Source organism: Flavobacterium sp. Root901 (genome assembly GCF_001429765.1).
Taxonomy (GTDB): Bacteria; Bacteroidota; Bacteroidia; order Flavobacteriales; family Flavobacteriaceae; genus Flavobacterium.
This window is the reverse complement of the sequence record NZ_LMJB01000009.1, coordinates 232,502-252,398: the sequence shown is the minus strand read 5'-3', so window position 1 is coordinate 252,398 and position 19,897 is coordinate 232,502. Positions and strand designations below refer to the sequence as shown.

The window sequence follows — 19,897 nt, the reverse complement described above, 5'->3', positions numbered from 1 at the left end:
AAATTCTTGCAGTATTGCATAATTTTATATCTTTTTCATTTTCTCTAATTGATGAATAAGCAGTATCTTTGCTCACTTTAAAATAAGTTTACATGTCATTATCACAAATTCTTACACCTTCTATACAAAAAGCAATACAAGCATTATTTGATGTTTCAGTTGATAAAATCGAGTTTCAGACTACCAGAAAAGAGTTTGAGGGCGATATCACAATGGTTATTTTTCCTTTATTGAAAGTGATAAAAAGCAATCCTGCAGAATTAGGAAATAAAATTGGAAATTATCTGGTAGAAAATGTTTCTGAAGTTGCTCGTTTCAATGTAGTTTCGGGTTTTTTGAATATTGTTATTTCTGATAGTTACTATCTAGATTTCTTTAATGATATTAAAGACAATACAAAATTTGGTTATGTAGCTCCAAGTCCGGAAGATAAGGCTGTTATGGTCGAATATTCTTCACCAAATACAAATAAACCTTTGCATTTAGGACACGTTCGTAACAATTTACTCGGTTATTCTGTTGCAGAAATTTTAAAAGCATCGGGTAAAAAAGTTTATAAAACACAGATCATAAATGATCGTGGAATCCACATTTGTAAATCGATGCTGGCCTGGGAAAAATTTGGAAAAGGAGAAACTCCCCAAAGTTCCAATTTAAAAGGAGATAAACTAGTCGGGAAATATTATGTTGAGTTTGATAAAGCCTATAAAGCTGAGATTAATCAATTAATAGAAACTGGTAAAACCGAAGAAGAAGCAAAAAAACAAGCTCCGATTATTATTGAAGCCCAGGACATGCTTAAAAAATGGGAAGCCGGAGATGAAAAAGTGATTGAACTTTGGAAAATGATGAACGAATGGGTTTATGAGGGTTTTGCAACTACTTACAATAATCTGGGAGTTAATTTTGATAAATACTATTACGAAAGCAATACCTATTTATTAGGAAAAGATGTGGTTCAGGTAGGTCTGGACCGAGGGGTTTTTGAAAAAGATCCGGACGGTTCAGTCTGGATTGATTTGACAGATGAAGGCCTGGATCGCAAAATTGTTTTGCGTTCTGACGGAACTGCCGTTTATATGACACAGGATATTGGAACTGCAATTCAGCGTGTAAAAGATATGCCAGATGTTGGAGGAATGGTTTATACAGTTGGTAATGAACAGGATTATCACTTTAAAGTCTTGTTTTTAATTCTTAAAAAATTAGGTTTTGACTGGGCTTCGAGTTTATATCATTTGTCGTATGGAATGGTTGATTTACCTTCCGGAAAAATGAAAAGCCGTGAGGGAACTGTGGTAGATGCTGATGATTTGATGCAGGATATGACAGATACAGCCCAACAAATTTCTGAAGATTTAGGAAAATTAGACAGCTATTCTGCAGAAGAGAAAGCAAAATTGTATAAAACAATCGGTCTTGGTGCTTTGAAATATTACATTTTAAAAGTAGATCCTAAAAAACGTATTTTGTTTAATCCTGAAGAGTCAGTTGACTTTGCCGGAAATACAGGTCCGTTTATTCAATATACGTATGCCAGAATTCAATCCATTATTCGTAAAGCCGATTTTGATTTTTCTGCAAAAACAAATATTGAAGAGTTGCATGAAAAAGAAAAAGAACTCGTAAAACAAATAGAACTTTTCCCGGAAGTAATTCAAAATGCGGCGCAAAACCATAGTCCTGCATTAATTGCAAATTACACATATGATTTAGTAAAAGAATACAATTCATTTTATCAATCTGTACATATACTGGGTGAAGTCGATTTAACAAAAAAGATTTTTAGAGTACAGCTTTCGCAAAAAGTTGCAGAAGTTATTAAGTCGGCTTTTAGTTTACTTGGAATTGAAGTTCCGGAAAGAATGTAAGAATATTAAAATTTAAAAAAAAGAAGCCGATAGTTTACTATCGGCTTCTTTTTTTATAAAATCCCCTAAAAAGTACAAAGTATTAAAATAAGACATATTTACGTTAAATACTGTTAATGTTTTTATATTAAGGATTATTCATGTTAATTTTGCAAAATCAATTTGTCATAATAATTATAATTGCATAGTAATTTATTTTTAAAGCATTGACATATTGTGTTTTACATTGAATTTGTTTGTTGATTCTCATATCATCGTAAAGATATTTTCCTATATTCATTTTTTAACTATTTTGAATTAGTACCCGATTAGTAAGAAATAATAAGGATTGTAAACCGTCTAAGTACTTTAGACGGTTTTTTTATTTCAAATAATTAATTTATAAGAAATATATTATATTTATTATTGTTAAAAAGAAATAAATTCTTGTTAAAATTAATTTAATTTTATAAGTTGCGCCCCTTAATTCAAATAAACTATAATGAAAAGAAAAATTAAAGGGATGTTAGTTCTGATATTTATTCTTACCACGCATTTATTTTTTGCACAGGAGAGAACAATATCAGGAATTGTATCAGATAACGCAGGAATACCACTTCCGGGTGTTAGCGTTTTATTAAAAGGAACTAAATTAGGAACTCAAACTGACATGGATGGTAAATATTCCATTAAAGCTTCCTCGTCTCAGGTTTTGGTATTTTCCTACATTGGGATGAAAACTCAGGAGATAAATGTAAGTTCTTCTGTTATTAATGTAAGAATGGCTGATGCAGGCGCTCAAGAGTTGGAAGGCGTTGTTGTAACCACAGCAATGGGCATAAAAAAACAGAAAAAATCCTTAGGTTATGCAACGACAAGTGTAAGTGCTAAAGACCTTACAGATGTTGCAAATGTTAATGTATTTGAATCATTATCAGGAAAAGTTGCAGGAGCGGATATAACTACTCCCGCCCAAGCTGGTGCCTCATCAAAAGTTATTATTCGAGGATTCAATTCACTGTCAAACAGCAGTCCGTTATATGTAGTTGATGGGACACCAATCAATAACAGCAGTAATGGAGGAGGAACAACTGCTGATGGAAAAATAAACAGCACTAGAAGTTTTGATGCAGGAAATGGAATAAGTGACTTAGATCCTAATAATATAGAAAGCATGACTATCCTAAAAGGAGCTGCTGCATCTGCATTGTATGGTTCCAGAGCTGCAAATGGTGTTGTTTTAATTACAACAAAATCAGCTAAAAACAAATCAAAAATAAGTATCGATTTTTTAACTTCAACAGATTTTAACCAAGTAGCAAGAGTTCCTCATTTGCAAAATGATTTTGGACAAGGATGGAATGGTCTTTCTTATTCTTCATGGTCTGGAGCAGCAAATGCTGATAATAACGCAAGTAATGAAAATGGTTCATGGGGAGCCAGATTTAATGGAGAAGTAAGACCATGGGGCGCTATTATTAATGGAGTACAGCAAACTAAACCATATGCTGCACTACCAAACAATATAAAAGATTTTTATACTACAGGAACTACGTTTACAAATAGTATTCGTGTAAGCGGTGGAGGTGAAAATTCAAATTTCTCATTAAATTTTTCAACTGTTGATTCAGATGGTATTTTCCCTACCACTGCAGATGCTTATAAAAGAAATACTATAGGATTAAATGCGGGTATTTCGGCAAATAAATTTACAGTGAGAACCAGTATAAATTACATCAATAAAAATCAAAATGTAGTAAATACTGGTCAGGGCGGTACAGAAGGTGGTACAGTTGCACAGGCATTAGCGCAGACTCCCAGAGATATTAATATTGTCGGATTAAAAGATTATATTAATAATCCATATAATACACCAAGTGACCTTTACTCTCCTTACGTAAACAATCCATATTTTGATTTAGAGGAGAATTCTACAAAGATAAAAGGAAACCGTTTTTTTGGTAATGTTAATTTAAGTTACAAAATTACTGATAAACTTACTGCAACTTATCAAGTAGGGGGTGATTACAGAAATGAGAAAATAAAATCATACGGAGCCATAATGAATTATCTGCCAGGATCAGCAAATGCTGATAATGGGAAAGCACCAGCTGTTGGAGGCGTAACAGAAAAAACAGCAGAAAATATTGAAACAGATACGAACTTCAATTTAGCTTATACTTCTCCAATTGGAAAAGATTTTAACCTAAATGCCATGGTTGGATTTAATACAAACGAAAGAAGCGGATCTTCATTAAAAGCTTCCGTTACAAACTTAGACGTCCCTAACTTTTATGAATTATCTAACTCAATATTGTCACCTATTGTTGTGCAAGATGATTATTTAAGAAGAAGTTATGGAGTTTTCGCATCAGTTGAAGCTTCTTATAAGGAGAAACTTTATGTAACCTTAACTGGCAGAAACGACTGGACGTCAACCTTACCTCGAGGGAAAAACTCATACTTTTATCCTTCTTTAAGTGTAAGTGGAATTGTTCTGGATAACACAGCTCATTTTATCAAATTACGAGCTAGTGTGGCTTCTATTGGAAACGATACAGGTTATTATCAAACAAGTAATTCCATGATTCCGGCAAATGCAGCTTTAGGATTTGGAAACATTTTTCTTCCTATTGGTGGTGTAAACGGATATGAATTATCCGGAAACTTAGGAAATCCTAATCTTAAACCAGAAAGAACACGAGAATATGAATTAGGTTTTGAAAGTAATTTCTATAAAAAACGAATCAACTTAGATGTTTCCGTGTATGATAAAAAAACAACTGATTTATTATTCTCAAGACCATTGGCTGCTTCAACTGGATTTACTTCACAAACAGATAATATATTGGATCTTCAGAATAGAGGAATTGAAGTTGTGTTAAATATTGTTCCTGTCAAAGTGAAAGATTTTCAATGGGATTTCACAACTACATTCTCTAAAAACAGTTCAAAAGTTCTTGATATCGCTTATGGACTGGATAAATTGACTTTAGCATCGATGTACGGAGTTAATTTTGTAGCTGAGAAAGGACAGCCTCTTGGTATGTTTACTGCTTTTACTCCTAAATTAACCCCTGACGGTCGACCAATTGTTTCTTCTTCAACGGGATACTATGCAATTAATGCTGATCAAAGTAATGTTGGAACATCCCAAAGAGATTTTGTTATGGGATTAAAAAACAATTTTAAATATAAAAACTTCACATTAGGGTGTAGCTTCGACTGGAAACAAGGAGGTGAAATGTATTCTTATACAAAAAGGATAAATGAATTTTCAGGTAATGGAATTGAAACAACATATAATGATAGAAATACCTATATCATCCCGAATTCTGTAGTAGAAGTTAAAGACGCGGCAGGAAACATAACTTATGCAGAAAATACAACACCAATGACAACGAGCAAAGTAACTAGTTTTTGGAATACATCATCAAACCCTGGTATAGAAGCGGGTCATGTTATTGACAAAACATTTATCCGTTTAAGAGATATATTTTTATCATATAATGTGCCATCATCATTTACTAAAAAAATAAAAGTAGCAAATGCAAATCTAAGTTTATATGGAAAAAATCTTTTTATGTGGACGCCTAAGGCAAATCCTTACGTAGACCCGGAATTGTCAACTTATGGAGACGGTTTATTGAGTGAAGCCGGAGAATTTGCAACTAACCCTTCTCAAAGATCTTATGGGGCAAGTCTTAAAGTAACATTCTAAAAGTAAATAAAATGAAAAAAATTATCATATCTATACTTATTTTATCAACTACATTTATAGGATGTAGTACTGATCTTGACATTAATAAAGATCCAGATCTTTTAACTCCGGAAACAACTCCGTTAGCTACTCAACTTCCTGCGGGGATTATTGGAGTAGTTGGTACTGAAGGCGGAATACTGTCTATTATAGGAGGATTTTGGGCACAATATTACACACAATCTTCGGGAGCAAATCAATTTAGGAACATAGATTCTTATACAATCACTACAAACGATTACAATTATGCATGGACTGCTATGTATGATGCTCTTAATGATATAAAGGCAGTGCAAAGAAAAGCTTTGGCCGAAGAAAATTGGAACTATTATTTAATTGCGACTACCTTATATGTTCAGGCATCTCAGGTAATGACAGATTTTTATGGTGATATTCCATACACAGAAGCATGTAACCCAAAAATACTTACTCCAAAATTTAATACGGGACAAGAAGTATATCAATTAATGATTAAAGATTTGGATGAGGCACTTTCAAAAGATTTGAAGTCATCAAAAGGATCAGTTCCCGGTAAAGATGATTTTGTTTTTCTGGGGAAAATGGAAAAATGGAAGAAATTCGCCAACACCTTGAAATTGAAAATTTACATCAGACAATCAGAAAAAAATAAAACCGTTTCAGACAATGGGATAGCAGCTTTATTACATGATCCAAATGTTTCGTTTTTAGATACTGATGCAGCGGAGTCTAATTTTACTGGTTCACCAAATTATGAAAATCCTTTATATGAGTTTAATTATAAATTAAATACAAGGACAAATATAAGATTGAGTAAAACTCTGGGGCAGTTTTTAACTAATAATGCTGATCCAAGAATGAACCCTTTTGTATATTGGAATCCTGCAAGCACTGATCCGAAGGCTTATGTTTTTCAGGATCAGGGGAATTATGATGCAAATCCAAGTTTAGGATATACAAAAGGTCCAATTGCAGCATCTATCCCGGATGTGATCTATAATGGATCTCAAAAGCCAGTTTATTTAATGTCATATGAAGAAAGTTTGTTTTTGCAGGCAGAGGCATTAGAAAGAATAAACCAAAGCGGGAAAGCAAAATATGATGCAGCAATAGTTGAAAATTTTAAGAAAAATGGTTTAGACGCTTCAACAGCAAATAGTTTTATTAGTGGTGCATATGCTTATCCGGCTGCGGGTACTTTTGAGCAAAAATTAGAAGCAATCATTGTTCAGAAATGGGTGGCTAGTTTTCCTGAAAACGGATTTGAAGCTTTCTTTGAAAAAAACAGAACAGATTATCCAAAAACTTCTCCAGTGCCACAAAACATTTCGACTTATATAGGAGGTCAATTTGCTTTTTCTGCAAGTCCGGATGTAGTAGTGCCGTATGGTACTTTTCCAAAGAGAATTCCTTATCCTTTATCTGAAAGAAGTTATAATGCAAATACTCCGGAATTATTGAGTACCACAACTAAAATTTGGTGGAATAAGTAATCAGTATTTAAATGGAATTAAAATTAAAACAATGAAAAATTTAAAATATAATATAATTAGAATATTCTTTGGAATCCTTATTTCTATTTCATTTGCTTCGTGCGATGAAGGTGGAAATCCAGAGGCTGGAGGAACAACAACCCAAGACTTTGCAGGTGACTGGTTTATTAATGTTAAAGTACAGGGCGTAAATAAATTTATCAGATTTTCAACCTATAATACTTCAGCTAATGATAATACAATGTTCATTGATGATAATGGATTGTCGCAAACGAAGCCTACATCTCAATTATTAAAAGCAAAGTATTCTATAAATATGAATAATGGAGATTTTGGTTCTGATGTTAATACAGCTAATTTAAGACAACCGAATAAAACCGTTACAATTACAAATGGCAAAATTGAAAAAATGGGAGGCATATCAAGAGGCGGACATACTGTTGATAAAATCTCATTTACTGTGGAATATAGTAATGAGCCAGGCGTTAAATACGATTATGTAGGTACAAAACGAACTGGTTTTAAAGAAGATGAATATTAATTTGTCCTGTAAAATATTAATTGAATAAAAAAAGCCGATAATTTTAAATTATCGGCTTTTTTACAACTAACACAAACATTTTTATTTTACGAATTTGTCGATAATTGCATCAGATTCTGTTTTTGTTGCAGTTGGTTTTAAATCAAACAAAAGAGAATAAAGAGCTTTTCTGTCAACTTTAGCTTCTAAATTTAAGTCTTTATGTCTGTCAAAAAGAGTCTGCCATTTGTCACGAACATTTTTCCAAAGTGCATTATTTTCTTTCCACCATTTTTGAGCAGCGATACATTTAATGTCTGCAACTTTAGTGTAAACGTCAAATCCTTTTTCCTGAGCTAATAAAACATCTTTTCCTGCGTCATCACGAATAAGTTTGTCGTTATCCTGTTCGTGATTCCATCCTGTAGCAGTAATTTCGTGAATATTTCTTCTTTTTAAAACATTATAATCATTACGTTTTGTCTGCTCTCTTCTAGGAAGTGGAGCATCGGCAACGTTTGTCCAGTAATCCTGTCCGTCAACATGTACCCAGGTTGAAGAACCCTCATATCGAGGACTGTCATCTACCTGATAAACTTTTTGAGTCCATTGCCCTTTTACGGCTTTTTTATCTAATTTTTTATATTTCCAGCTAGTTCCTTTGTCAAATGAGTATAAGTCTGTGTTCTCATACAACCAATCTTGTCTCCAGTGTTTGATAATCATGTCATCACTTACAATAAGTAAATGCTGCATTGAGATTTTGTTAGGAGTATCTTCAATTAATTCTACCCATTCTAAAGCAGATTCATGTTTTGTTTCTGATGGTTTATAAGTAAGTGAATCTTTTGGATATGAGAATGTTTCTGTGAAATTAAACTTCACTTCATAACAACCGCACATAGATTTAATCGATTTTATGTCTTGTTGTTTCTTGTCCTGACTAAAACCAAGACTACATGTTAAAGCCACAGCGGCTGACAAAAAAAGGCTTTTTGAAATCATAACTTATTGTTTGTTTTAAATTTCGGCAAATATATAAATTTAATTTAGAATAATTAAAAATAGTTATATATTTGCATGGATTATTAAGACTGAATAAAAATAATGAAAATAAAATTACTCCTTTTTACTGTACTTTCCTGCTACATTTCTTTTGCCCAGCAAAAAGATACTATTGTATCACGAGAAAAACTTTCTGAAGTTGTTGTTACAGGCCAATTCGAACCGCAGTCTATAAAGAAATCGGTATTTAATGTTCGGGTTATTTCTAAAGAGGATATTAAACAGTTAGCAGCAAATAATCTTTCAGATGTGTTGAATCAATATTTAAACATTACGGTTAAGAATAGCGGAAGCGATGGCCGATCTACCGTTTCAATGTTTGGATTAGACTCTCAATATTTTAAAATCTTAGTTGATAATATCCCTTTAGTTAGTGATACCGGTATGGGGACAAATGTTGATTTAACTCAGGTAAACCTTGATGATGTTGAACGCATCGAAATTATTGAAGGTTCAATGGGAGTGACGCATGGTGCAAATGCTGTCAGTGGAATTCTAAACATTATCACTAAAAAAGGAGCAGGACATAAGTGGGAGATAAACGCTACAGTTCAGGAAGAAACCGTAGGAAATGAATATTCACTTTCCGATAAAGGACGTCATATTCAGGCAGCAAAACTTGCTCACAATTTTAATGAAAACTGGTTTGTCAATATTGGTGGTAATCGAAATGATTTTGACGGATTTTATGATAATAAAAAAGGAAAAGATTATAGTGTAAATGATGGTCTGAGAGGATATAGCTGGCTGCCAAAAGAGCAATTGGTAGGAAATGCTATGTTAGGTTATCATAAAAATAATTTCAGAATTTTTTACAAATTCGATTATTACGGAGAAAATGTAGATTTTTATAGTCCAATATTAGTTCCGGAGGATAATTATCCTTTTCCTGAAACTTATTTCGCAAGAGATAAACGGTATATTACAAATCGTTACTACCATCATTTAAATGCAAACGGAAAGCTTTTTTCTCAATTAAATTATAACGTTTCTCTTTCACACCAAAAACAGGAAAGAGATGCTGAACTGTTTAATTATCAAATGGAAACTAAACAGGAGTTTAATAATTTCAGATTTACATATCAATCTAAAGAAGTACTCTATTCTACAGGAACACTAAGTAATTTTTTTAACAGTAAAAAAGTAGATTTTCAATTAGGATATGAAATTACAAATGAAAATGGTTTTTATAGTGGCTCTGCAGGAACTTTTTTAGACAATGCATTACAATCTGTTGATGTTAGAAAGAGACTGGAAAATTATGATATTTTTAGTGTTGCAGAAATTAACTTGTCAGATAAATTTTCAATTCGACCAGGACTTCGTTATTCCATTCAATCAACTTTTAAAGATCAGTACGCAAGTTCTTTAGGTTTAAGATACCTTTTCAAAAAAGGATTAGAAGCCAGAGCCTCACTTGGAAAATCATATCGCACACCCAATTTTGATGAACTTTATACCTATTTTGTAGATTCTAATCACAATTTACAAGGAAACCCTGATTTAGTTCCGGAAAACAGTACTTCATATGAAGTGAGTTTTAAAAGAACTTGCAGTTTTGACTCAGGTGCACAAATAGCCAATAATCTTGCTGTCACTTTTATGGATGTAGATGACAGAATTGATATGGTATTGACACAAACAAAGCCTACTTCACTTTATAAGTACATAAACATCAATAAATACAAAATGTGGAATATCTCAACCACAGAGCAGTATGCTTATAAAAACTGGAATGTAAAAGTTGGAGCTGCTCTGGTTGGAGTTTCACGTAAAATTGATCTGGCAGCTTTAGAGCTCACTTCTGATGATAAATTCTTGTATTCCTTAAACTTAAATTCCAGTATTTCATACAATATTCCTAAATGGAATACCTTGTTTGCGCTTTATTATAAATACAACGGAAAACAACAGCAATTTGAAGCTGGAACTGATACAGATGGTAGTGCTAAATTCTTTTTGAATGAAATAAAACCATACAGTTGGATGGATGCTTCAGTTCGAAAATTATTTTTTAAAAATCAATTTGAAATAACACTTGGAGCCAGAAATCTGTTCGATATAAAAAATGTTCAGATTACTCAAAATGGCGGAGGCTCGACAGGCGGGGCACATGGATCAGGAAGCTCTGATTTATTGCTTGGATATGGGCGGTCTTACTTTCTTAAACTTACGTATAACCTAAATTTTAATTAATATATAAATACCATGAAAAAAAATCTTATTTTAATTCTTTCTTTTGTTTTACTTGCTTTTACGGCCTGTAATAGTGATGATGATGCACCTGCTGCGAATTCAATCGCATTTGCATCTACTTCATTGAATTTATCAGCGGCGACTACGCCAATTGAGATAAAATTTGCTTCTCCAACAGCTGAAGCTGGAACTGTAACTGTTTCTTTTGTTGAGACTGCTGTTGTAAGCGGAACTGATTTTACTACTTTACCGGCTGCTAGTGGGAAAACTGTAGCGATACCTTTTGCTAAAAATGTATCTTCTGTAACTTTTAATTTTAATAAGTTAGTAGATGCTATTGAAGGTCAGGTTAAAAATGTAGTTTTCACTATCACAAGTGCTACTATCAATGCTACAATTGCTGAGAATAAATCTATTCAGGTAAACTTTAACCAAACTGCTTCTTTAGGAAATGCTTTAGCTGCTGAAGTTGGAGGACCATTAGAACCAAATCAGGTTTATGTTGATTTAAGCAGTGGAACAATGACAAAAGCTTTAAGAAATTCTTGGGAATTAGCATTCTATTCAGGAGCTGATTTTAGAGTAGTATTAAACAATTCAGTTAAAATGTCTGCTAAACAATTAGCTACTACTAACATCGATGAAGTACAAGTTGCTGATGATGCTATGATTATAAACCAGGGAAGTGGAGATGCCACTCAAATCGATGATCCAACAGGAGATATTACAAAAACTACAATTGCTGAAGTTTCAGCTACAGATGCAAACAATAAAGTATACTTATTATACTTAGGTAACAAACCTGCTGACGCAGCTCCGGTTTTAGGAAAAGAAGGGTCAGTTGGAGGAGAAGCAAGAGGATGGAAAAAAGTTAGAATTTTAAGAAGCGGAAACGACTATAAAGTTCAGTTTGCTGACATCGCAGCAACAACTCACCAAGAAGTTGTGGTTACTAAAAATGCAGCTTACAACTTTACTTTCTTTAGCTTAATCGATAATAAAACAGTAAGTGTTGAGCCGCAGAAAGCGCAATGGGATATTAACTTCACAACATTTACAAATATTATTCCCGGTGCAGTACCAACACCATATTTCTACCCGGATTTTGTAGTTAACAATACTAAAGGCGGAGCACAAACATATCAGGTTTTAGTTACTGAGACAACTACATATGATAACTTTACATTAGCAAATGTAGATAACACTAAATTTACAGCAGATCAGAGAAATATTGGTTCGAACTGGAGAAGTACTAGTGCTCCAGGTGCAGGAGGAATCCCTGTGTCTCAATTCGTTCTTAAAACAGATCGTTTCTATGTAGTAAAAGATCCAGCTGGAAACTATTACAAATTAAAATTTACAGGTGGCGCACTAGTTAATCTTGAAAGAGGTCATCCAACTTTTCAATACGCTATATTAAAATAAAATAATTATAGCCTCGAATATTATTATTCGGGGTTATTTTTTACTGATAATTCATTTAAACATGAAGAAAATTACTCTTTGTTTTTAAGAGTTATTTTTAAATAACAACAAGTAAAAATTAGTTAATCATTAGCTTTGTTTTTTTTATTTTTTTTGATTTAGGGGTTAGATTTATCTAACCTCTTTTTTTTGTTTTCTTATTGTTAAAATGAATTGAAAATGAATCTTTAATTTTATCTTTGCACGTGTTTTTATATTGGGAATTAACAGGAATTTTAAAGTCTTTCTAATTCTCTTCTTCAAATTTATAATTAGTAAGTGAATACAAAATCTTATTTTTTTCAGTCTTTTGCGATTGTTGCATTGGCATTTGTTGCTTTTATTGGGTTTAAACAAGTTTTGCCAAATAAAATTTTTTCGGATAGCAAAGTAGATTCCAAAAATGTACTGATCGACAGTATGCTTCTGGAATCTGTAGCAAAAGATTCTTTATCGTTAAAAAGTGACAGCATCGAGGAAAGCGAGCGTAAATTAGGTCAGCAGAAAATTGTTTACGATGCTTCTGAAGGAATCGAATTTCCATCAGAAACATTCGATAATTACAAAGGATACCAATACCTGATTTCTTTTTATGAAAAATTATATCAGCTTGAACAAAATCCGCAAAACCATGTCAGAATCGCTTATTATGGAGACTCTATGACAGATGGAGATTTAATCGTACAAGATGTTCGTATGAATTATCAGGAGCGTTTTGGAGGAAATGGAGTAGGATTTGTTTCGATAATCTCAGAATCATCAGCATCAAGAGGTTCTGTAAAAACATTATTTTCTAAAAACTGGAAAACACAATCTTACTTAAATGTCAAAAGACCTATAAGTCCTTTTGGCGTAAACGGACATGTGTTTTTTGCAAATGATAAAGCCAATACAACCTGGGTGCAGTACGAAGCCGGACCAAACAAATATTCTACATCATTAGATAATCCGACATTGTTTTATGGAAAATCTTCAAAAAAAGGAAGTGTCAATTTTATCATAGGAAAAGATACACTTCGTAAAACCCTTTCTCCAAATAATTTGGTAAACAGCTTAAAAGTTACTTCCGGAAGTATAAAAAGTTTTAAAGCAAATTTCATCCACGCAGATTCAATTCCAATTTATGGATTTAATTTCGATAACGGAAGTGGAGTTCATGTTGATAATTTTTCTCAAAGAGGAAACTCCGGATTGCCAATTTCAATGTTTGATGCCAATGTAATGCAGGCTTTCAATAATAACCTGAAATACGACTTAATCATACTTCATTATGGAACGAATGTATTGAATTACGGCACTAAAAATTATTTTTGGTACGAAAAAGGAATGACCAAAACAGTAAACAAAATAAAAGAATCATTTCCCGGCGTTTCTATTTTAATTGTTTCAACAGCTGATAAATCGACCAAGTATGATTTAGAAATGAAAACAGATTCAGCAGTTGTTCCTTTAATGAAAGCACAGAAAAAATATGCATTAGAAACCGAGTCCGGATTTGTAAATTTATATACTTTAATGGGCGGTGACGGATCGATGGTAAAATGGGTAGATGAATCTCCGGCAAAAGCAAATAAAGACTACACGCATTTTAACCAAAGAGGCGCAAAAGTAATTGGAAATTTATTATACAGTCAGTTAAATAAAGGATATGAACAATATAAAGTTTTACGGGAAAAACGTGAAACTGTTGTGAAACCAAAAGTAAACAGAAAACCCAAAACAGATTCCATTTCTGTAAAAAAAGATAGCGTAAATGAATAAACTTATTATGTTCTTTTGTTGTCTTTTTTTCTCAACAAACGATAAACCGCAAGATCCTGTCTCACCTCCAATAATTAAAAACATGGTTAGAAAAACTGATTCAGTAACATTCGAATCTAATTCAGGAAATAATATTTATAATGCAAAAGTGCTGGAAAGTCTTTTTAAGAAATTAAAGGATAATGAGGGCAGCAGCAGTCAAAAGGTAAATATTGTTCATATTGGAGATTCTCATATTCAGGGAGATTTGATGACCAATGAGATTAGAAAAAATTTGCAGCAAAAATTTGGTAATGCCGGACGTGGATTAGTTTTTCCGTATCAATTGGCCAAAACAAACGGATCTTACAATGAGCGTTTTCGCTGTAACAGAGTTTGGGAAACCTACAAGAATATTTATCCGGTTAGAAATTATCCGATTGGTTTAAGCGGAATTGGACTTTGGAGAGATACCGGCGGGTTTGTACTTGAGCTTAATATTAAAGATCCGTCTTATAAGTTTAATTCAATCCGGATTATAACGCCAAAAAATGAAGACATGTTTGATTTGTCTACGGCGTCTCAAACCAAATTTATTGAAACCACCGAGCCAAAAATAATTAAACATAAAATTAAAAAAGGTGAAGCAATCTCTGTAATTGCAGACAAATACAATGTTTCAATTGCCGAAATAAAAAGAGCCAATTCGCTAAAATCAAATAACATTCGTGCAGGAAGAATATTGAAAATTCCAACAAACGAAAAACAGTCAAGAAATATTAAAACTTCAGAATTTGTATCTCTGGATTTACAGTCTGATTCTTATTCCCATTATTATAATTCGGAAAAAGCCTTAGATAAAATTTATTTGATTCCGAATAAAAGTGCTTCAAAATTTGAGTTAAACGGAATTGTTTTAGAAAAAGATGCTCCGGGTTTAATTTACAGCGGAATTGGTGTAAACGGTGCTAAATATTCAGATTATAATAAATATCCGTTGTTTTTTGAACAATTAAAAGCGTTACATCCGGATATGCTGGTTTTTTCTCTTGGAACAAATGAAAGTTACGAAAAATTAGAATCAGGGAATTATATCAAACATTTGAGAGAGTTTATAAGTAATATAAAAGCGCAGAATATAAATGTTCCGATAATTGTGATGACGCCGCCTCCATCTCTTTTAAGAAAAAAACCAAATACATTTATTCAGGATTATGCGAAACAAATTATCGAAATCGCACAAACAGATGGTTTTGCAGTTTGGGATTTATACGATGAATTTGGCGGAATGGATGGAATAAGAAGCCTGAAATCTGCAGGATTAATTGGTCCGGATTGGGTTCATTATTCTAAAAAAGGATACGAAAAACAAGGAAATTTGTTTTCTGAAGCATTTTTAAAAGCATACGATAATTTTAAATTAAAAAAGTAAGTTGACAACAATAGATAACATCAATAATTGGTTAGTCCAAAATTTTGGTGCAATTACAATAGAGCAGGTTAAAAGTTGGTTTATTTATAACCCAGACGAAAAACTATTATTTAATACCGGTTTATTCTTAGGATTATTTCTCGTTTTTTATTTTGTATATGGGTTTTTGCGCAAAACATTTTATTTGAGATTAACCTATGTGATTCTCTTCTCGCTTTTCTTTTATTATAAGTCAAGCGGCGTTTACTTTTTACTTTTACTGCTTTCTTCAGTAGTAGATTATGGTTTAAGCCAGATTATTTATAAAGAAACAAAAGACAGTACAAAAAAAATATATTTGGTTATAAGCGTAATCCTGAATTTAGGATTGCTGGGTTATTTCAAATACATGAATTTTATGATTGGGACATATAACGATATGTTCAATGGTAATTTTAAATTTCATGATATTTTTCTTCCGGTCGGGATTTCGTTTTACACTTTCCAGTCGATGAGTTACATTATCGAAATTTATCGTGAAGAAATTAAGCCAACCAAAAATTATATTGAATATTTATTTTTTGTTTCGTTTTTTCCTCAGCTGGTTGCCGGGCCAATTGTTCGCGCAAAAGATTTCCTTCCGCAGATTTATCAAAAATTGAATCTTACGAAACAAGATGTAAACAATGCATTATTTTTGATTATTGGCGGATTAATAAAGAAAACAGTTATTTCAAATTACATTTCGGTAAACTTTGTCGATCGTGTTTTTGATACGCCGATGAATTATACCTCATTTGAAAATTTAATGGCTTCTTATGGATATGCAATTCAAATTTACTGTGACTTTTCAGGATATTCAGATATGGCAATAGGAATTGCTTTATTGCTTGGATTTAAATTACCGGCCAACTTTAGAACGCCTTATAAATCAACATCAATTACAGATTTCTGGAGAAGATGGCACATTTCGCTTTCAACCTGGCTAAAAGACTTCCTGTATATTTCAATAGGAGGAAACAGAGAAGGTTCGTTTGCGGGATATTTATTTCCGAGTTTGTTCTTCTTTGGATTATTGCTTTGGGGAATGGCAAATTATACAACCAGTATAATTCCGTTAATTGTGGCTTTTAGCAGTATCTTAATTTTCTGTTTGTCATTTTTACTTTCAAACAAAAGAAAGCAGACATTGGTAACCAATTTTAATTTGTTTACAACAATGCTTTTAGGAGGTTTATGGCACGGAGCAGGAGCACAGTTTATTGTTTGGGGAGCACTTCACGGATTAGCATTGGCGGTTCACAAAATATTTATGGAATTTTTTCCATCAAAAAAAGACGGAAAAAGCAATTTCTTATGGACATTTTTTTCTGTTTTAATTACATTTCACTTTGTGGTTTTCTGCTGGATATTTTTCCGTGCCCGGGATTTCGAAACAGCTTTACAGGTAATTAATAACATTGGTCAGTTAACTTTTGAACCGGAGAACTGGAAAGCCATTATTTTAGGATATAAAAATGTTTTTTTATTAATGTTGTTCGGATACGTTTGGCATTTCTTGCCGGAAGTTATTACAGGCAAAATGAAACTGGTTTTCGACAAGACACCACTATTAATAAAAGCAATAATTCTTGGATTTGTTTACTGGATCGTGTATGCAACAGCAGTTGCCGGCTCACAACCATTTATATATTTCCAATTCTAAAAGTTCAAAGGATAAAATTTCAAAGGCGCAAATGTTTTTCTTTGCGCCTTTTTTGTTTGCCACGAAGGGATAAGACACAAGTTTTTTTGTTTCTTAACGTTTCGCAATATTTTTTATATTCAATAATAAAAGAAATCAGCGCAATCTGCTAAATCTGCGGGAGACAAAAATAATTCAAGAAATTAGTGCTATTTATGGCAAAAATCACTTTGTGTCTTAGCGCTTTCGTGGCAAAAATGCAGTTAAATAAAAATTGCCTGAAATATCTAATTAGATTATCTTTGCACTTCAAATAAAGAAAATAGTATGTTTGATAATTTAAGTGATAAGTTAGATAAAGCGTTCCATATATTAAAAGGACACGGTAAAATTACAGAAGTAAACGTAGCCGATACCTTAAAAGAAGTTCGTCGTGCCTTACTTGATGCCGACGTTAACTTTAAAATTGCTAAAGATTTTACAACCAAAGTAAAAGAAAAAGCAATTGGCCAGGATGTATTAACAACTTTACAGCCTGGACAATTATTGGTAAAGCTGGTAAAAGATGAGCTGACAGAATTAATGGGAGGTGATGTTGCGGGAGTTAACCTGTCAGGAAATCCAAGCGTTATTTTAATGTCAGGACTTCAGGGTTCTGGTAAAACTACTTTCTCAGGAAAATTAGCTAACTTCTTAAAAACCAAGAAAAATAAAAAACCACTTCTTGTAGCGTGTGATATCTACCGTCCTGCGGCGATTAACCAGTTACATGTTGTTGGAGATCAAATAGGTGTTGAGGTATACTCAGAACCAGAAAATAAAAATCCTGTAGAAATTGCTCAAAATGCAATTAAACACGCCAAAGCAAACGGTTTTAATGTAGTTATCGTCGATACTGCAGGTCGTTTGGCAGTAGATCAGGAAATGATGGACGAAATTGCACGTGTACACAAAGCAATCCAGCCGCAGGAAACTTTGTTTGTTGTTGACTCTATGACAGGACAGGATGCTGTAAACACTGCAAAAGCTTTCAACGATATCCTGAATTTTGATGGGGTTATTTTAACAAAGTTAGATGGTGATACTCGTGGTGGAGCGGCAATCTCAATTAAATCAGTTGTAAACAAACCAATCAAATTTGTTGGTACAGGTGAAAAGATGGAAGCAATTGATGTTTTCTATCCAGACCGTATGGCGGAGCGTATTTTAGGAATGGGAGACGTTGTGTCCCTTGTTGAAAGAGCTCAGGAACAATTTGATGAAGAAGAAGCAAGAAAACTTCAAAAGAAAATTGCTAAAAACGAATTTGGTTTTGATGATTTCCTTACGCAGATTCAGCAAGTAAAGAAAATGGGTAATATGAAAGACCTTGTCGGAATGATTCCGGGTGCTTCAAAAGCCATGAAAGATGTAGAGATTGAAGATGATGCTTTCAAACATATCGAAGCAATCATTTACTCGATGACGCCAATTGAGAGAAGCAAACCTGCCATTATTGACGTAAAAAGAAAAGCCAGAATCGCAAAAGGTTCGGGAACTAAGGTCGAGCAGGTAAATCAGTTAATGAAGCAGTTTGACCAAATGAGCAAGATGATGAAAATGATGCAGGGTCCGGGCGGAAAAAATCTGATGAAAATGATGGGTGGTATGAAAGGAATGCCAGGCGGAATGCCGAGATAATAAAATTAAAAGTTTCAAGTTTCAGGTTTCAAGTTATGAGGCTGAAATTTGAAACTTTTTTCGATAAGAATTTATAGTTTAGTTTAACGTGAAACGTGAAACAAAAAAACTTGAAACAAAACTTTTTAAACCTGAAATAAAAACAATGCAGCTACTAGACGGTAAAAAAACATCTAACGACATTAAAAACGAAATTGCAGCCGAAGTTCAATCTATAAAAGCAGCCGGAGGAAAAGTACCTCATTTAGCAGCAGTTTTGGTAGGAAACAATGGTGCAAGTTTAACTTACGTAGGAAGTAAAGTAAAATCATGTCAGGAAATCGGATTTGATTCAACACTGGTAAGTCTGCCGGAAACGATTACCGAAGAGGAACTGCTGGCAAAAATTAAAGAACTAAACGAAGATGATAACCTAGACGGTTATATTGTTCAGCTGCCGTTGCCAAAACATATCGACGAGCAAAAAATATTATTGGCAATCGATCCCGATAAAGATGTAGACGGATTTCACCCGACTAACTTTGGAAGAATGGCGCTTGAAATGGAAAGTTTTATTCCGGCAACGCCATTTGGAATCATGGAATTGTTAGAACGCTACAAAGTAGAAACTTCAGGAAAACATACCGTAGTAATTGGAAGAAGTCATATCGTAGGGCGTCCAATGAGTATTTTGATGAGCCGTAAAGGAAATCCGGGAGATTCGACAGTTACCTTAACACACAGCCGAACTAAAAACTTGGAGGAATACACTAAAAATGCCGATATCATTATTACAGCTCTGGGAGTTCCTGAATTCTTAAAAGCTGATATGGTAAAAGATGGAGTAACTATCATTGACGTTGGAATTACTCGCGTAGATGACGCATCAAACCCAAAAGGATATGTTATAAAAGGTGACGTTGATTTTGACGGCGTAAGTAAAAAAGCAGCCTTTATTACACCGGTTCCTGGTGGAGTAGGGCCTATGACAATTGCAATGCTGCTAAAAAACACACTTTTAGCACGTAAAATGAGAAGTGCAAAAAACCAATAAAATTTGATCGCAATATATTTTA

12 protein-coding genes are annotated in these 19,897 nt (G+C 33.2%); 11 read left to right on the top strand and 1 reads right to left on the bottom strand.

Features of this window, described 5'->3' with window-relative positions:
- Nucleotides 1-92 precede the first annotated feature (92 nt).
- The 4 genes from argS to ASE21_RS18465 all read left to right on the top strand — a co-directional run bounded on the left by argS (nucleotide 93) and on the right by ASE21_RS18465 (nucleotide 7,623).
- Nucleotides 93-1,871, top strand: a complete 1,779-nt coding sequence (gene argS / locus ASE21_RS18480; RefSeq protein WP_057124196.1) for an arginine--tRNA ligase — start codon at nucleotides 93-95, stop codon at nucleotides 1,869-1,871.
- Nucleotides 1,872-2,352: 481 nt separating this feature from the next.
- Nucleotides 2,353-5,571, top strand: a complete 3,219-nt coding sequence (locus ASE21_RS18475; protein ID WP_057124195.1) for a SusC/RagA family TonB-linked outer membrane protein — start codon at nucleotides 2,353-2,355, stop codon at nucleotides 5,569-5,571.
- Nucleotides 5,572-5,582: 11 nt separating this feature from the next.
- On the top strand, nucleotides 5,583-7,082 hold the full coding sequence (locus ASE21_RS18470) for a SusD/RagB family nutrient-binding outer membrane lipoprotein (protein WP_057124194.1): 1,500 nt from the start codon (nucleotides 5,583-5,585) through the stop codon (nucleotides 7,080-7,082).
- A 31-nt stretch (nucleotides 7,083-7,113) separates the two neighbouring features.
- Nucleotides 7,114-7,623 carry a lipid-binding protein gene (locus tag ASE21_RS18465; RefSeq protein WP_057124193.1) on the top strand — a complete coding sequence of 170 codons (510 nt, stop codon included), beginning with the start codon at nucleotides 7,114-7,116 and terminating at the stop codon, nucleotides 7,621-7,623.
- An 81-nt stretch (nucleotides 7,624-7,704) separates the two neighbouring features.
- Here the strand turns inward: ASE21_RS18465 and ASE21_RS18460 are convergent, their stop codons facing one another.
- Complete coding sequence (locus ASE21_RS18460) at nucleotides 7,705-8,607, bottom strand: DUF6607 family protein (protein WP_057124192.1); 903 nt, start codon at nucleotides 8,605-8,607, stop codon at nucleotides 7,705-7,707.
- Between the two features lie 102 nt (nucleotides 8,608-8,709).
- Between ASE21_RS18460 and ASE21_RS18455 the strand changes: the two genes are divergently transcribed.
- The 7 genes from ASE21_RS18455 (at nucleotide 8,710) to ASE21_RS18425 (ending at nucleotide 19,875) form a co-directional block, all read left to right on the top strand.
- Complete coding sequence (locus ASE21_RS18455) at nucleotides 8,710-10,863, top strand: TonB-dependent receptor plug domain-containing protein (protein WP_057124191.1); 2,154 nt, start codon at nucleotides 8,710-8,712, stop codon at nucleotides 10,861-10,863.
- A 12-nt stretch (nucleotides 10,864-10,875) separates the two neighbouring features.
- Nucleotides 10,876-12,288, top strand: coding sequence for an HmuY family protein (locus ASE21_RS18450; RefSeq protein WP_057124190.1), 1,413 nt, complete (start codon nucleotides 10,876-10,878; stop codon nucleotides 12,286-12,288).
- Nucleotides 12,289-12,606: 318 nt separating this feature from the next.
- The gene (locus tag ASE21_RS18445) at nucleotides 12,607-14,088 is read left to right on the top strand and encodes an SGNH/GDSL hydrolase family protein (RefSeq protein ID WP_057124189.1); all 1,482 of its coding nucleotides are present in this window, start codon (nucleotides 12,607-12,609) and stop codon (nucleotides 14,086-14,088) included.
- An 82-nt stretch (nucleotides 14,089-14,170) separates the two neighbouring features.
- A complete protein-coding gene (locus ASE21_RS18440) occupies nucleotides 14,171-15,499 on the top strand; it encodes a GDSL-type esterase/lipase family protein (protein WP_242410304.1) in 1,329 nt (442 codons plus the stop codon).
- A gap of 1 nt (nucleotide 15,500) precedes the next feature.
- A complete protein-coding gene (locus ASE21_RS18435) occupies nucleotides 15,501-17,183 on the top strand; it encodes an MBOAT family O-acyltransferase (RefSeq protein WP_057124187.1) in 1,683 nt (560 codons plus the stop codon).
- 306 nt (nucleotides 17,184-17,489) lie between these two features.
- A complete protein-coding gene (gene ffh, locus ASE21_RS18430; RefSeq protein ID WP_057124186.1) occupies nucleotides 17,490-18,842 on the top strand; it encodes a signal recognition particle protein in 1,353 nt (450 codons plus the stop codon).
- 145 nt (nucleotides 18,843-18,987) lie between these two features.
- On the top strand, nucleotides 18,988-19,875 hold the full coding sequence (locus ASE21_RS18425; protein WP_057124368.1) for a bifunctional 5,10-methylenetetrahydrofolate dehydrogenase/5,10-methenyltetrahydrofolate cyclohydrolase: 888 nt from the start codon (nucleotides 18,988-18,990) through the stop codon (nucleotides 19,873-19,875).
- Nucleotides 19,876-19,897: the final 22 nt, after the last annotated feature.